This is a genomic window from Streptomyces marokkonensis (assembly GCF_039539045.1).
Taxonomy (GTDB): Bacteria; Actinomycetota; Actinomycetes; order Streptomycetales; family Streptomycetaceae; genus Streptomyces; species Streptomyces marokkonensis.
In genome coordinates, this window is record NZ_BAABCQ010000086.1 from 15,921 (window position 1) to 31,143 (window position 15,223).

A 15,223-nucleotide genomic window follows, 5' to 3' on the forward strand; every position below is an offset into this window, starting at 1 on the left:
CTATCAGGGTGTTCCCGTAAGGAGGGTGCCGTGGCTGTGATGCGGCACGAGTCGCCGCTTGCCGATGCTGCCGGCCATCTCCGGGAGAAGCTGTCCGGCCACCCGGCGTCGGGTTGTGGCTGCCGACGGGGCCTCCTTGACTGCGACGACTGAGCCGGACGGGAACCGGTTCGGCCTCAGCCGCCCAGTCCGAACCGGTGCGGGTAGCCGTCAAGGAGGGGATCGGGTCCGCCTACCGCCTCGACTGAGGCGTACCCGACGCCTTCGCCCGCTGAGCCGCCCGGTACCGGCGCACGGCACGGGTGGCGATCGGCGGCAGCAGGTCCAGCGCGAGACGGCGGGTGCGCTCGCGCGGAGTCGGCGGCCGCTTCGTCCGAGCCGCGCGGTCGGCGCGGTCCGCCGGACGCGCCTGCCTGGACTGCTCCGGCACGGGCGTGCTGTCCGGCCGCACCACCGAGGCGGCGGGCACCGGTGGGGCGGGTGCCGGCGGGCTGGGCTCCGCGGCGGGTGCCGGGTGCAGTGACGGCGGCAGCGAGGGCAGCCGCATCCGCTTGCCCTTGGCGCGGGCCCGGACCAGCCGGTGTCCGGCGGCCTGCTCCACGGTCACGGAACAGTCGTCGCGCTCGCTCAGCGCCGCGAGCAGTTCCTCCTGCACGGGCTCGGGGTCGCCCCAGGTGGCGTAGAGCTTCTGGCTGCTCAGGCAGACGGGACGCAGCCCCCGGTTGAGCACGGCCTCCCAGGTGGCGACGGCGACGCCAGGCGTGTGCTCGCTGCGGAAGTCGTCGAGGACGACGATGCCGTCGGGCAGCAGCAGATCGCGGGCCGCGCCGATGTCGCCCTGCACGTGCTCGTACAGGTGCGAGGCGTCGATGTGGGCGAAGCGGCAGGTGCCGGGCGCGACCTCGTCGGTGACCGCGGAGCTGGGGGCCTGGATGATCGTCGGCAGGGCGTCGTGGAAAGAGAGGTAGTTCTGCTCGAAGGCCTGCCGGGTGAGCGAGGAGTACGACTTCGCCGCCTCCGCCCGGTTCGCCGCGTCCGGCGGCTCGGCCCCGAACAGGTCGCAGACCGTGAATGTCTCGCCGTCTCGCAGGTGGTGTCCCAGCAGGATCGCGCTCTTGCCCAGGTAGGCGCCCAGTTCGAGCAGATCGCCCCGGGCCTCCTGCTGCTCCTGCCGCTCCAGGAACCAGGAGAACAGAACTTGGTCGAGCGGCCAGAACCAGCCGGGGACGTCGTTCAGCTCGCTGGGGTGTTTGTGCGTCTCTTGCGCAGTGGCCATGAGGTGAGGATGCCTCTTCGAGGCCTGTCGCGTGGTCGGCACGCGCAATCTCGTGGGCAGAACATCACACTAATCACCTAAAGCATTCGGGTGGGCGCCCTCCGTGAGTGCACTGGCCCTTCCCTCGGGCGGTCCTTGATCGGGCACCTCTGGTGCGGATCGATTCAACGCGCCGTTCACAGAACCGCACGGCTGAGACATCCAGCGGTGCGGATGCGGCCCGGACGCGCTCAGAGCTTGCGGGAGAGCGCCGAACGCAGGCGCGGGGTCAGGGGCTTCTCGACGAACCGGTGCAACAGCCAGGCGAGCAGCAGCATCGCGGCCGTCGTCAGTACGAAGGTCGCCGCGGACGGCACGCGCAGATCACGGTGCAGGACGTGTATCGCCACCCAGCCCAGGTGCTCGTGCACCAGGTAGAAGGGGTACGTCAGCGCCCCGGCCACCGTCAGCCAGCGCCAGTTCGCCCAACTCAGCCAGCCCAGCGCGATCGCCGCCACCGCCACGAAACCGAGGGCGACGACCAGGACGATGCCGAACGTGGTGCGGTGGGCGAAGGCGTCCGGGTCGGCGGCGTTCCACAGATCGGCCACCGCGTAGTGCTGCCCGACCAGGAAGCTCACGGCCGTGACGGCCCACCCGTGGGCGTCCCGCCGGTCGCGGTGGACGAGGTACAGGCCGATGCCGCCCACGAAGAAGGGGGCGTGCTCCGGCATCAGCACCAGGTCGAGCAGCGGCTCGTCCGCGGCCCGCGCGAGCACCGCCGCCAGGAGCCAGCCGCCGCAGAACATGAGGACCCGTCGGCGGTTGGTGCCGGGCAGGACGACGCACAGCGCGAACAGCGCGTAGAAGCGGACCTCCACCCACAGCGTCCAGCACACGCCCAGCACCCGGTCGGCGCCCAACGGCTGCTGCAACAACGTCAGGTTGACCAGGGCGTCGCTCGGTGAGACAGCTTCGTAGGCGACCGCCGGCAGCGCGAACACCGCGGTCACCAGGACGACCGCCACCCAGTAGGTGGGCATCAGCCGGGACACGCGGGACGCGAAGAACGACGACAGGGACCGTCCCCAGCCGCTCATGCAGATCACGAAGCCGCTGATCACGAAGAAGACCTGGACACCGAGACAGCCGTAGGCGAACACGGAGTGCAGCGTCGGGAACTGAAGCTCGGGGGAGCTGCCCCAGGCGTCGGTGACGAAGCCCCCTCGCCCGCCGTAGTGGTACGCCGCCACCATCAGCGCGGCCACCAGCCGCAGGCCGTCCAGGGCCCGCAGTCGGCCCGGGGCGGACTTGCGCTTCTCCGGCGCCGGTCCGGGCGGTGCCGGCGCCGTTTCGGGCGGTGTCGCAGGGGAGGCGGCCGTCGTCCCGGGCCGCGCTGTCGACGTGCTCACGACCGTATCGGTCACGTTCGTACTACTCCTTCGACCGCTGTGTCCGGCCGGTGTCGATGGTCAGGACGCCCGCAGGTACGCCGAGTGCGCGGCCTTGCCCAGGTAGGTGAGGCGGGTCTCGCCCTTGAGATGGTCGTCCAGGGCTTCCTTGATGCCCGGCCAGTGGGGGTCGCCGAAGTCGTCCAGGACGACGATCGCACCGGGCGCGGCGATCTCCTCGACCCACTCGAGGTCCTGGGCGACGCCCTTGGCCGAGTGGTCACCGTCCACGACGATCACACCGTAGCGGCGGTCCGACACGGCGGCCCGGGTCTCGGGATCCTCGGAGAACCCCTGCTGGATGCGCGCCGCCGCGCCCGCCGGACCGGCGAGGCCCAGGTTGGTGCGTACGGCGTGCTCGTCGACCGGGGCCCCGGTGGGGTCCGCGCGCTGGTCGGTGCCGGGCTGGAGCTGCACGCCGGCGAACGGGTCGACGATGGTCAGACCGGGGCTGCGGCCGTCGCGCTCCATCATCCGGACGAGGCCGGCGGAGAACATGCCGTACAGCGTGCCGATCTCCAGGATCTCGTCGTTCGGCGGGTCGAGCAGCGGGATCGTGCCCAGCTTGCCGCAGATGTTCATGGTGCCGCCCGCGATCCGGCCGACGCCCAGCGACTCCAGCGCGACGAGCAGCCGGAAGGCGGCGGTGACGTTGCGTACCGCCGCGTCACGGTCGCCGGACAGCGCCGCGACCTCGGTGTACAGACGTTCCAGCGGAGCTTCGGCGACCATGCGGGAGATACCGCGACCGCGGGGGCCGCAGAGCAGGTCGAAGGTGAGCTGCCGACGCTTGAGCATCTCGACGTCGCGCACCAGCTGCTCGGTGTCCGGGCGGCCCGTCGGGCCCTGGGTGCCGGTACGACGCGTCGCCGAGCGGACCTGCCGCTCGATGCGCTGGTCGATGAGGTCGGCGACCGGGCGCAGCAGGCGCCGGGAGACCGAACTGCGGAGCATGGAACGGCTGTTCATGGGGTCAAGGCCTCAATCCGTCACGGAGTCGTGCGTGAGTACGAGGAACACGGGTGGGGCTGGCGGTGCTATGGCGCCGGTGGGGCTGAACGTCGGTGCTGGTGGTGCCGGCGATGCTGGGGGACCGGGTGGGCAGAGGGGTGAGTGCGGCACAGGCTAGGCAGCGTCTGTTCGGAAGAAGAACAACCGAGCGGGACGTCAGGAGAACTTCTGTGGAACTCCGGGTGTCCGGTCGGACGGCCGGAGTTCCGGGAGGGCCTCGCTCAGTCGCCCTTGCGCAGTCGCGCCGAGTGGTGGGTCACCTGGGCCCGGACCGACTCCTTGCGGGCCAGCTGGCGGATGGCCCGTCCGCGGGCGCCGAGCAGGGCCGCCACGCGGGAGATCTCGGCCCACACCCTGCCCCGGTCGCCGCCGACGATCGCCGCCGCGGCCAGCAGCTGGCAGGCCTCCTTGGTCTGACCCCGGGCGGCGCGCAGCTCGGCCATGCCGATCAGCACGTCCACCGGCTGCCGACGGCGCAGGATCTCGGTGCCCACACGCAGCGCGTCCTCGATGTTGCCCTTGCCGACATGGCGCTTGAAGTCCTCGTTGAGGTGCCGGACCTGTTGCGGGACGACCGCCCGCAGCTCCCCGGCGCCGTGCCCGTCCGCCGTGTCGCTGCCCCCCGGGCGTCCGTCCGGCGTGTGGCCGTCCGCCGGGTCGCCGTCCTTGACGGGCGTGGCGGGCCGCGGCCGGTCCGGCACGTCGTCCGGCCCGGGAAGTCCCAGCGCGGCCGTCATCCGCGCGGTGAACGCGGGGATGCCGAAGAGTTCCTCGACCTCCCGGTAGTCGTCCTCCGCGACCCGCTCGCCGAGCGCCGCGCGCAGTGCCTCGAGGGCCGCTCGGGGGGTGTAGTCGGAGAAGGACCGGTAGCCGGACACCCCGTCGAGCACCTCGTGGGAGCCCACCCGCCGGTAGGTGACCACCCGCAGCCGCTGCTGGACGGCCTCGACCACCGACAGTGGCATCGGGTCGTCGACGGAGGAGAGGAAGAAGACGTCCGACGCGGCGAGTTCCTCCCTCACCCCGGCCCGCGACAGCGAGCCCATCCAGGTCACCCGGTCGGAGAGCAGGGTCGAGGAGGCGATCCGCGGCGTGCGGTGGCCGATCCACGCGAACCGCCAGGAAAGCCCCTCGGCGGACGCGAGCTCCGCGACCCGGGAGAAGATGTCCAGGCCCTTACGGTCCTGCATGGAACCGACCATCACGATCCGCGGCCGCTCACCCGGCGCGACCCGGGCGCGGACCCGGTGGGCGTCCTGCGGGACGGTGTTGTAGACGACCACGGGGTCGGTGACCCCCAGTGCGCGGAACATGTCGGCCTGGGCGGAGGACACGCACAGCACGCCTGTTCGCGGCAGGAGCCGGAGCATCTCCTTGTGCCGCAGGGTGTGGTGCTCGGCCTCGTAGGCCATGACGTGCTCGGTCTCGTGGGCGTACAGGAAGACTTTTCGACCGGCGGACGCCAGTTCGCCCACCAGTTCGTTGCCGATGGCCGAACGCCACAGCGGGGCGAGGCTGTTGACGAGTACGACGTCGACGTCCCGCAGCGCGTCGAGGACGTCCTCGGTACGGTGGTAGGCGCTCAGGTCGATGTAGCGGATGTCCACGGGGGAGTGCCCGAGCAGCGCCTGGGTGTACGTCAGCACGGGGATCGCCACGCCGGTGACATAGCCGAAGCCCAGGCCCAGGACGGCCAATGAACGCGGGGGCGTCTGCCGCTCCCGTACGGCCCGCAGCGCGCGCTCGGCCCGGGTGCCCGTCGGCGTGAGGGCGTCCGGGGCGGGGCCCGGAGCGGCTCGCGGCTCGCGTACCTTCGCCTCCAGGGTCACCGCGAGGATCCGCTCGGCCACGTCGTCGTGGAAGGTGAGGAAGTGGGTCAGCGGCTCCCCGGTGTTGTTGCCGGTGAACTTGCCGGTGCGGTGCAGCTGCCCGGCCACGTCGGTGAGTTCGCCGACGCTGCCGACGTTGCGCAGCAGCGCGTGGTTGACGGCGGGGAAGACGATGTTCAGCGGCGGCGGGCTGAAGAGCACCAGCGGTACACCGGCCCGCAGTGTCTGCAGGTAGGTCGTGGAGAAGAAGGTGACGGCCAGGTCGTAGGAGTCCAGGCCGGCCGCGTCCACGAGCGCCGACTCGTCGAGGACGGTGACTCCGGGCAGTGTGCCCAGCCAGTTCAGGTGCCCGGAGAGGGTCGAGGGATGCGGTTTGATCGCGACCTCGCCGAATTCGGTGAGGCTCTCGCAGGCCGCCCGCAGGTACTCGCGGTGCTCCCCGGCCGCCAGTTTGCGCTGGTCGCCCAGGGGCTGGTCGAGAACGATGATCCGCAGCGGTTCCCGGGAGGGGCGCGCCGGCCGCGGCGCCGGGTGGTGCGCGGCGCGCAGCAGGTCGGGGTCGTCGCTGTGGCCGAGGGCGCCGGTGATGTGGACGACCGGGTCCGCGTCCGCCGTGCGGAACAGCAGGTGGTGGGCGGTGGCCGGTCCCCAGACGCAGACGGCGGCGGCGTCCGAGGACCCGTAGTACCAGTTCTGGTCGCGCCGCCCGGGGCTGAGCCTCTTGTAGTGGAAGTCGAGATGGCCGTCCTGGACGAGTACCACCGGCAGCGTGTCGGAGAGGGCCTGGGCGACCCTGCTGCCGCGCTGCGACTGGTCGTTGAAGAGGATCAGCCGGTCGACGGACTCGGCCCGCGCGAACTCCGACATTCGCGGTCCCGTCTCCTCCAGGAACTGCGCGTGCGCGAGCGTCTCCTCCTCCCGGAACAGGTTGCGTACCGGCGTACCGTCGAGTCGGGCCGACGCCTCCTCCCCGATCCATCGCCCCACGTCTCCGTCGAGGTCGGCCGTGACCAGCAGGAAGGTGTGCTCCCGTGCGCCCGGGGCGCTCAGGATCCGCGCGGTGAGACCGACACCGTTGCGGTTCTCGATGAAGACGGCGATACGCATAGACGACCAGCCCAGTCCAAAGGGTCTGTGATGAACACGTGTACGCGTGCACAGGGCACAGGGCACGGAGATGTGTTCATTCGGAGGAGGTTCCCCACAGATCTTTGCACGAGAAGTGGCGGGCGATGAATGAAAAAGCAATGAACGGAGCGCGGTCCGGTCATTGCCACGCCCTGCGTTCATGTTCTCGTCGCCGGGAATCACCTCACCGTTTGATCGAGCGCCGAATGGCCCTCGCCCGCCGCACCACCTTGCGTGCCGTGGAATTGCGCGGCAGGAATGCCAGCCGCTCCGGAATGCCGCCGGGCAGGCCCAGCGAGGTCAGCCGCCGCTTCTTGAAGTACCGCCCGGTACGGGCGTTCAGGTTGCTCCGCAGGTACTCCTCGGCAGCCGGCCGCAGCTCGGGCAGGATCTTGGGCTGCATCGCGAACCCGACGGCCCGCACCAGCGCGGCGAGCGCGTCCGTGTCCAGCCCCTGACGGCCGTCGGCGACGGCCGTCGGGTCGGCCGGCTCGGGCAGCAGCGCGTCGACGATGGTGACCGGGACACGGTTGCTGTTCTCGTACGGCGTCAGCCGGTCCAGCAGCGTCTCGGTGCCGACCCGGGCGACCGGCAGCCCGTACAGCGCGGAGGCGGTCAGCAGGGCCGTGGAGAAGCAGCCCACGACCAGCGCCGGACGCACCCGCTGGTACAGCACCTCGGCGAGGACCGGTGTGTCCACCACGGTGAGGTCGGCGCCCAGGCGCTCCGCCTCCTGCTCCAGGACACGGGTGAAGCGGGCCGGGGCGGTCGGGTGCGGTTTGAACACCACGCGCGTGTGCCCGAGGCCGACGGCGCCGGTCAGCATGGACACGTGCAGGCTCTCCTCCTCATCCGGGGAGAGGATGCCCAGCGCCGACAGGTACTGGCCGAGCAGCACCGCGGGCCGCTCCACGTCCGGCAGACCGGCGCCGGTGTCCGCCAGCTCCGACAGCACCTTGGCGAACGCCTCGGTCGGCACGAGCTCCGCCCCGACGCCGAACTCGGTCAGCAGCAGCGGTGCGAGCCCCGGCACCAGGTCCAGGTGGAGCAGCCGTTCCACCCGCGTGCCGACCAGCGGGTCGAGCTTGTTGCGGGTGGGGCCGTAACTCATCAGGCCGTCGGCGTACACGGTGAGGGGCGCGTCGGTGAAGATCTGCGCCACGCCCAGCGCGGGGTGGACCTGGATCGACTCCACGGCCAGTGCCACGTCGTCGTCGCCGATTCCCCACACCAGCCGCAGATACCGCTCCCACATGGGCGCGTCCTCCACCCGCGGGGACCAGCCGCCGGGGTGGAAGGGGAAGATCGCCTCGTTCCACGACACCACGTCGTCGAACCGCGTCCGCAGCTGGTCGAACCCCGGCATCCCGTCCACGGACGGTGTCGTCTCGGGCGTCGTCGCGTTGTTGGAGACCAGCAGTATCCGCCGGTCGGCCGCGTCGAAGCAGCCGGCGTCGAGGGCGGCGGCGAGCGTGGCCGTGCCGTACAGCGTCGACGCCATGAAGATCTGCGTGCTCACGCGGCCACCTCCGCGCCCGGCACCGTACGGCGGCGCAGCCGGCGCAGCCGCGTGGCGCGCTCGGCGTCCATCGAGCCGAGCACCTCGTCGAGCGCGTCCTGCGGCATCCGCCGCAGCGCGGCGGCGCTCATCGCCTTCAGTTTGCGGGCCACGGCGGGTTCGAACCTTTCGATGGAACCGAGATGGTGGGAGATGATCGCGCAGTACGTGCGCACGGCCTTCGGCAGCAGGCTCGCGGCGTCGGCGTCCTCGGCCGCCCCGGCGACGACCTCGTCGAAGGCACGGATGAAGTCGAGCTGGCGGACGTCCCCGATCTGGGTGAGCGAGGACGCCACCCCGCGCCGGTAGAAGACGCCGAGCAGCCCGGTCACCGCGAAGGACTCCGCCTCCCGGTGCAGCTTCCAGATCCACGGCCGGTCCTCGGCCGTGCGCAGCCCGTCGGTGAAGTGCAGCAGACCGCGCTCGGCCAGCCGGCTGTGGTAGACGCCGGCCCACGCGTAGGCGTAGTCCACGGAGGTGGAGCGGTGGGCGGGCAGGATCGCGTCGCGCGGGCGCAACGGCACGTTGCGGCGGCCGTGCGGCACCCGGTGCACGACGCGGGCCCGTGCCGTGCACTGGACGTGGTCGGTGCGTACGAAGTCGCAGCCCAGCTCCTCGATCACGGCTACGAGCCGGTCGTAGTGGCCGGGAGCCAGCCAGTCGTCGCCGTCCAGGAAGGTGAGGTACTCGCCGCGCGCCCGGTCGATGCCGGTGTTGCGGGCGGTGGCCAGTCCGCCGTTGCGTTCGTGTCTGACCAGCACCGCCCCCGGCAGCTCGGACTCGGCCCGCGCGAGCAGGTCGGCGGTCCCGTCCGACGAGCAGTCGTCGACGAGAATGAATTCGAAGTCGTTCCGCGCGTTGGCGCGCAGACTCCGCAGGGTGTCGGGTGCGTATTGCCGCACGTTGTAGAACGGCACGATGACGGAGAGCTTGGGCACGTGAACGACGTTAGGCGGCGGCCCGGCACCGGGCTTTACCTGAACCTTGACTCCGGGTGAACGAGGCGTGGCGAAGCCATGAAGCGCGCGCAATCCCGGACGCCGCGCGGCCCGATACCCCATTCGGCGATGTGTTGTTCACCCTTTGTTGGATTCCGGTTGGGCGGTTCCTAGAAATGGCTTCCTAGCGTCTACGACGTGCCAGCAAGTGCAACGAAGGTCCTGCGAGTCGCCGTCCTGGCGGACTCCGACACCCGGTGGAAATGGGGCGCGCTCACCGCGACCCGCATCTCACCCGGGACTCCCGAGAACACGGAGATCCACCTCGACGGCTACCTCCTGCGCGGCCGAGCCACCCCCACCCCCCGCCAGCTGCGCGAGGTAGGCGTCACCGCGGACTCGCTCCGCGAGGTGACCGCCGTCGAGTTCCTGCGCGCGATGGGCGGGGCGAGCGGCGAGGAACCCTACGACGTCCTCGTCATCGCCCTGGTCGGCGGCGGCGTCCAGGCGATGCTGCACGGCCTGGGCAGGGTCTGGGAGGACTGCGCCGAGCGGCCCGTGGTCGTCACCGGCTACGTCGGCGTCGTCTACGAGAAGCTCGCCGACGGCCTGCTGCTGCGCCACGGCGCCGATCTCGTACTCGCCAACTCCCGACAGGACGCGGACCGTTTCCGGACCGTGTACGAGGGTGTCGGCGCCGACGCCGACGCGGTGACCGAGGTCGCCCTGCCCTTCCTGGGCGGAGCCGCCTACAAGGGGGAACCCGACGGCGAGGACCGCCCCTACACGGTCGTCTTCGCCGCCCAGCCCTCCGTGCCGGACAGCCGCAAGGACCGTACGTACCTCCTCGAACGGCTGATCCGGCACGCACGCCGGCACCCCGGGCGCGAGGTGCTGCTCAAGCTGCGCTCCAAGCCCGGCGAACACACCACGCACATCGAGGAGCTGCCCTACCAGAAGCTGGTGCAGCGCGCCGACCCGCCGCCCAACTTCCGCCTGGTCTACGGGCACATGGGTGAGGTCCTCGACCGCACCGACCTGCTGGTCACCATCAGCTCCACCGCGGCCCTCGAATCCCTGCACCGCCGCATCCCCACCGTCGTACTGACCGATCTGGGCGTGCGCGAGGCGCTCGGCAACCACCACTTCGTCGGCTCCGGCTGCCTCGCCTCCTGGGACCAGCTCGACGAGGGCCACCGCCCGGCGCCCGACCCCGCGTGGGTCGCCCGGCAGGGCGTGGCGGCGCACGGCGGTTACGAGACCGCCTTCGACGAGGCCCGGACGCGCATCGCGGGCCTGCTCGGCCGGCCCGGTGGCCTGCCCCCGCTCGCCCCGTACTACACACCGGCCACCGCCCCCGGCTACCTCCCCGGCATCCTCGCCCGCCACCATCTCGCCCCCGACGGCACCCCGCTCCCCGGCGCACCCGCCGCCGACAAGGCACCCGGCCCGGTCCGGCAGGTGGTGCGCCGGGCGGCACGCGGCGCCTACCGGCACGGCGTCCAGCGGGTCGCCCCGGTGATCCGGCGCATGGGGGAGCTGTGAACGCCCCGGACCGTCTCCGTCACCGCCTCCCTTTCCAAGGAGTACAGCCCATGTCCCCACCGGAAGCGGGCCGGGGCGCCGACGTGCGCCGCGTGCTCGCCGTGATCCCCGCGCGCGGCGGCTCCAAGGGCGTGCCCGCGAAGAACCTCGCCCCCGTCGGCGGTGTGCCCCTGGTGGCCCGCGCGGTGCGCGAGTGCCGGGCCACCCGGCTGGTGACGGATGTGGTCGTCTCCACGGACGACCAGTCCATCGCCACCGCGGCCCGGGAGGCCGGCGCCGAGGTCGTACTGCGGCCCGCCGCCATCGCCGGGGACACGGCCACCTCCGAGGCGGCCGTACTGCACGCCATGGACACCCACGAGGCCCTGCACGGCGCGCCCGTCGACGTGGTGCTGCTCGTGCAGTGCACCAGCCCCTTCATCGTCCGCGAGGACATCGACGGCGTGGCCGGCGCGGTCGCCGAGAACGGCGCCGACACGGCGGTGACGGTGGCCCCGTTCCACGGCTTCGTTTGGCGAGACGGGACGGACGCGACCGACGGGACGGACGCGACCGACGGGACCGACGGGACGGAGCAGCGGGAGGGTGGCACCGGCGAAGCGGGCGGCGGCTTCGGTGTCAACCACGACAAGTCGTACCGCCCCCGCCGCCAGGACCGCCCCCAGGACCTCCTGGAGACCGGCGCCGCCTACGCCATGGCCGCGCCCGGCTTCCGTGAGCACCGGCACCGCTTCTTCGGCCGCACCGAACTGGTCCGCACCGACCCGGCCCGCGTCCTGGAGATCGACGACCCGCACGACCTGGCCCGCGCCCGCGCCCTGGCACCCCTCTTCGACACCGCCCGGCCCGGCGCCCTCCCGACCGCCGCCGACATCGACGCGGTCGTCCTCGACTTCGACGGCACCCAGACCGACGACCGGGTGCTGATCGACTCCGACGGACGGGAGTTCGTCTCCGTGCACCGCGGCGACGGACTCGGCATCGCCGCCCTGCGCCGCAGCGGTCTGACGATGCTGATCCTGTCCACGGAGGTGAACCCGGTCGTCGCCGCCCGTGCGCGCAAGCTCAAACTCCCCGTGCTGCACGGCATCGACCGCAAGGACCTCGCACTCAAGCAGTGGTGCGAGGAGCAGGGCATCGCCCCCGAGCGCGTGCTCTACGTCGGCAACGACGTCAACGACCTCCCGTGCTTCGCCCTCGTCGGCTGGCCCGTGGCGGTCGCGAGCGCCCACGACGCCGTACGCGGCGCGGCCCGCGCGGTCACCACCGTCCCCGGCGGCGAGGGCGCGATCCGGGAGATCGCGAGCTGGCTCCTCGGCCCCTCACTCGACTCCCTGGCCCCCACCGAACCCTCCACCACCCCCACCACGCTCACCCAGTCCAAGTAAGGAAATCCCCGCCATGAGCACCAACTCCCGCATCCGCGCCTTCGGCTCCCGCGAGGCCGGCCCCGGCCGCCCCGTCTACATCACCGGCGAGATCGGCATCAACCACAACGGCGACCTCGAGAACGCGTTCAAGCTGATCGACGCCGCCGCCGAGGCCGGCTGCGACGCGGTCAAGTTCCAGAAGCGCACCCCCGAGATCTGCACCCCGCGCGACCAGTGGGACATCGAGCGCGACACCCCCTGGGGCCGGATGACGTACATCGACTACCGCCACCGCGTGGAGTTCGGCGAGGACGAGTACCGCCAGATCGACGACTACTGCAAGAGCAAGGACATCGCCTGGTTCGCCTCCCCGTGGGACACCGAGGCCGTCGCCTTCCTGGAGAAGTTCGACGTCCCCGCCCACAAGGTCGCCTCCGCCTCCCTGACCGACGACGAGCTGCTGCGCGCCCTGCGCGCGACGGGCCGCACGGTCATCCTCTCCACCGGCATGTCGACCCCGAAGCAGATCCGCCACGCGGTCGAGGTCCTCGGCTCGGACAACATCCTCATGTGCCACGCCACGTCGACGTACCCGGCGCAGGCGGAGGAGCTCAACCTCCGCGTCATCAACACCCTCCAGCAGGAGTTCCCGAACGTCCCGATCGGCTACTCCGGCCACGAGACCGGCCTCCAGACCACGCTGGCCGCCGTCGCCCTCGGCGCCACCTTCGTCGAGCGCCACATCACCCTCGACCGCGCCATGTGGGGCTCCGACCAGGCCGCCTCCGTCGAGCCGCAGGGTCTGACCCGCCTCGTCCGCGACATCCGCACCATCGAGGCCTCCCTCGGCGACGGCGTCAAGAAGGTCTACGACTCCGAGCTCGGCCCGATGAAGAAGCTGCGCCGCGTCACCGGCGTCGTCGCCGAGGCGGAGATCGCCGCCGCCGCGGGCGAGCCGGTCACGGTCTGACTCCACGGTCCGACACCCTCACACGCCCTCACCACGGGACGGTCTACGCCGATGAGCCCCCGCGCCGGGAATGCCGGCCCCCGCACTCTCGCCTTCGTCGAGAGCCCGGTACAACTGCTGAACGTGCTGGAGTGGGCGCACACCCGCGCACCCGGCGCGGAGCTCACCCTCGTGGTCCTCTCACCCGTCGACCCGATGACCCGCGGCCAGCTGCGCCGCATGTCCGAACTGGCCCGCAAGGAGGGCCACGAGGTCCGCTGGGAGGAGGCACGGGGCGGCGCCACCGCACCCTTCCGCACAGTCGGCGGCCTGACGACCCTCCTCCGCCACGCGGACCGGATCGTCATGGGCGACCCCTTCTCCCGCTACGTACAACTGCTCCTCACCATCACCCGCGCCCGTGACCTGGTCGTCGTCGACGACGGCACGGCCACGATGGAGTTCGTCACCCAGCTCGCCCGCGGCGAACGCCTGGTCCGCTGGCACCGCAAGGGCAGCCGCCCCGGCCCCCGCGACCTGCTCTTCGCCCCGGTGTCCGGGTCCGCGCGCCGCCGCCTCACCCCTTCCGGGGACCGCCGGGTCTCCGTCTTCTCCGCCATGCCCATCGAGGACACCCCGGACGGCGTCACCGTCACGGCGAACGACTTCGCCTGGACCCGCGCCCGCTTCGGCCCGCCCCGCGTCACCAAGGGCGCCGACATGGTGGGCACCTCCCTGGTGGAGACGGGCGTCGTCGACGCCGACCGCTACGTGGACGCCGTACGAGGCCTGGCCAGGACCCACGGCGCGGCCCGCTACTTCGCCCACCGCCGCGAGAGCACCGAGAAACTCCACCGGCTGGCCGTGGAGACGGGCCTGGAGGTCGTCCGCCCCGACCTTCCCCTGGAGCTGATCGCCCGCCGCGGCCCGATCGGCCGCACCGTCCTCAGCTTTCCGTCCACGGTCGTCCACACCCTTCCCCTGGCCCTGGCCGGTACCGAGGTCCGCGTCGCCGTCTGCGACATCGACCCGGCCTGGCTCACCGAGTCCGCCTCACCGAGGGCCCGGGGGTTCCTGTCCGGCGTCACGGGGTCGGCACGGGGCGCGCATCGGCTGTCGGCGGTGGCGGGCACCGCGTAGTCTCCGCGCCGCAGCCGGGCGGGACGGCACCGGACCAGGGATGCCTGCTCCGCAGGGCCCGGGCCCGGTGCCGTCCCGCCGAACTCGTCTGGAGGAACCCTAGGAGCCGACCTCGTACTGGCCCACCTCGAGGAAGTGGCGCAGTGCCTCCGGGGTGCCGTCGTCCAGGACCGCGTTCGCCGCGGCGCGCAGAGCGCTGCTGCTGTCGGGGTCGGCGAGGAGACGGACGATGGCGACGCGGTCGTCCTCGGCCTGGGCGAGGGGGTACCCGGTCTCGAGCCAGGCGCGTATGTCCGCCGCGATGTTGTTGTCGAGGAGTTCGTGGACCTCCTGGATGACGCGTCGGCCGCTGTCGGGGTCGGCGAGGAGACGGACGATGGCGACGCGGTCGTCCTCGGCCTGGGCGAGGGGGTACCCGGTCTCGAGCCAGGCGCGCATCTCCTCCACGGTGCCGTCGTCGAGGAGCTCGTTGGCCTCCTGGACGACGCGTCGGCCGCTGTCGGGGTCGGCGAGGGTCCTGGCGATGGCGACGCGCAGGTCGTCGGCGTCCATATCGTCGTAGGGGGAGCCCGTTTCCGGCGCCACCACCGCGGCGGCCGTCGACGGCGCCGGGGCGGCGGCGAAGGAGGGGGCGGAGAGAAGCAGGGCGGGAGCGAGGGCGCCGACGGCCACGGCGAGGGTCGCGCGGGTCAGTCTCACAGAGTCAACCACCTTGAGGTGTAGTCGCGTTGTACAGCCACAGCCGGAACATCATTTCAGGGAGAGGCGGGCCGGGAAACTGTAATGATCACGCGGCCTTCACCGGTTCTTCATCGCAGGCGGTGCGTCGGCGGCGGCGTCGGTCCCGTGTGACGGGCCCGGGCGGTCCCCGTTCTCACCGGCCGGTTCCCGTCCGTGACGTCCGGCCGCCGGATCGTGTGCGTGGGGCGATCGTTGCGTGGTACCCGTATCTCAAGGACGGGTGCCGTGGAGTGGTGGGGCCCCTCCCGGTGGGTTTCTCATGGTCGGCTCGGTCGGAAAGGCGGGCGAGTTTACCCAAGCGAGTCGAC

General features: G+C 71.8%; 11 protein-coding genes. 4 read left to right on the top strand and 7 right to left on the bottom strand.

Annotated features, from left to right (window positions below; translation table 11 throughout):
- Window positions 1–232: 232 nt before the first annotated feature.
- The 6 genes from ABEA26_RS21280 to ABEA26_RS21305 form a co-directional block, all read right to left on the bottom strand.
- Complete coding sequence (locus ABEA26_RS21280) at window positions 233–1,276, bottom strand: class I SAM-dependent methyltransferase (RefSeq protein WP_345594463.1); 1,044 nt, start codon at window positions 1,274–1,276, stop codon at window positions 233–235.
- Between the two features lie 230 nt (window positions 1,277–1,506).
- A complete protein-coding gene (locus tag ABEA26_RS21285) occupies window positions 1,507–2,682 on the bottom strand; it encodes an acyltransferase family protein (protein ID WP_425587874.1) in 1,176 nt (391 codons plus the stop codon).
- A 45-nt stretch (window positions 2,683–2,727) separates the two neighbouring features.
- On the bottom strand, window positions 2,728–3,675 hold the full coding sequence (locus tag ABEA26_RS21290; protein WP_345594464.1) for a class I SAM-dependent methyltransferase: 948 nt from the start codon (window positions 3,673–3,675) through the stop codon (window positions 2,728–2,730).
- Window positions 3,676–3,938: 263 nt separating this feature from the next.
- Entirely contained in the window at window positions 3,939–6,653 is a 2,715-nt protein-coding gene (locus tag ABEA26_RS21295) for a glycosyltransferase family 4 protein (protein ID WP_345594465.1), read from the bottom strand.
- Window positions 6,654–6,858: 205 nt separating this feature from the next.
- Window positions 6,859–8,193 carry a polysialyltransferase family glycosyltransferase gene (locus ABEA26_RS21300; protein ID WP_345594467.1) on the bottom strand — a complete coding sequence of 445 codons (1,335 nt, stop codon included), beginning with the start codon at window positions 8,191–8,193 and terminating at the stop codon, window positions 6,859–6,861.
- Window positions 8,190–9,170, bottom strand: a complete 981-nt coding sequence (locus ABEA26_RS21305) for a glycosyltransferase family 2 protein (RefSeq protein ID WP_345594469.1) — start codon at window positions 9,168–9,170, stop codon at window positions 8,190–8,192. The genes ABEA26_RS21300 and ABEA26_RS21305 overlap by 4 nt, the downstream gene beginning before the upstream one ends.
- A 198-nt stretch (window positions 9,171–9,368) precedes the next feature.
- Here ABEA26_RS21305 and ABEA26_RS21310 point away from each other — a divergent pair, with 198 nt between their 5' ends.
- Genes ABEA26_RS21310 through ABEA26_RS21325 form a run of 4 tightly spaced genes read left to right on the top strand, consistent with a single transcriptional unit; the run spans window position 9,369 to window position 14,174 of the window.
- Window positions 9,369–10,715, top strand: a complete 1,347-nt coding sequence (locus tag ABEA26_RS21310) for a DUF6716 putative glycosyltransferase (protein WP_345594471.1) — start codon at window positions 9,369–9,371, stop codon at window positions 10,713–10,715.
- A gap of 50 nt (window positions 10,716–10,765) precedes the next feature.
- A complete protein-coding gene (locus ABEA26_RS21315) occupies window positions 10,766–12,103 on the top strand; it encodes a cytidylyltransferase domain-containing protein (protein WP_345594472.1) in 1,338 nt (445 codons plus the stop codon).
- A 13-nt stretch (window positions 12,104–12,116) separates the two neighbouring features.
- Window positions 12,117–13,055 carry an N-acetylneuraminate synthase family protein gene (locus ABEA26_RS21320; protein WP_345594473.1) on the top strand — a complete coding sequence of 313 codons (939 nt, stop codon included), beginning with the start codon at window positions 12,117–12,119 and terminating at the stop codon, window positions 13,053–13,055.
- Between the two features lie 51 nt (window positions 13,056–13,106).
- The gene (locus ABEA26_RS21325) at window positions 13,107–14,174 is read left to right on the top strand and encodes a hypothetical protein (protein ID WP_345594474.1); all 1,068 of its coding nucleotides are present in this window, start codon (window positions 13,107–13,109) and stop codon (window positions 14,172–14,174) included.
- 99 nt (window positions 14,175–14,273) lie between these two features.
- Here ABEA26_RS21325 and ABEA26_RS21330 read toward each other — a convergent pair whose 3' ends face one another.
- Window positions 14,274–14,873 carry an ALF repeat-containing protein gene (locus ABEA26_RS21330; protein ID WP_345594476.1) on the bottom strand — a complete coding sequence of 200 codons (600 nt, stop codon included), beginning with the start codon at window positions 14,871–14,873 and terminating at the stop codon, window positions 14,274–14,276.
- Between the last annotated feature and the right edge of the window lie 350 nt (window positions 14,874–15,223).

Coding starts and splice junctions, on each gene's coding strand:
- ABEA26_RS21315 (WP_345594472.1), top strand. CDS start 10,766: ATGTCCCCACCGGAAGCGGGCCGGGGCGCCGACGTGCGCCGCGTGCTC.
- ABEA26_RS21320 (WP_345594473.1), top strand. CDS start 12,117: ATGAGCACCAACTCCCGCATCCGCGCCTTCGGCTCCCGCGAGGCCGGC.
- ABEA26_RS21295 (WP_345594465.1), bottom strand. CDS start 6,653: ATGCGTATCGCCGTCTTCATCGAGAACCGCAACGGTGTCGGTCTCACC.
- ABEA26_RS21325 (WP_345594474.1), top strand. CDS start 13,107: ATGAGCCCCCGCGCCGGGAATGCCGGCCCCCGCACTCTCGCCTTCGTC.
- ABEA26_RS21280 (WP_345594463.1), bottom strand. CDS start 1,276: ATGGCCACTGCGCAAGAGACGCACAAACACCCCAGCGAGCTGAACGAC.
- ABEA26_RS21290 (WP_345594464.1), bottom strand. CDS start 3,675: ATGAACAGCCGTTCCATGCTCCGCAGTTCGGTCTCCCGGCGCCTGCTG.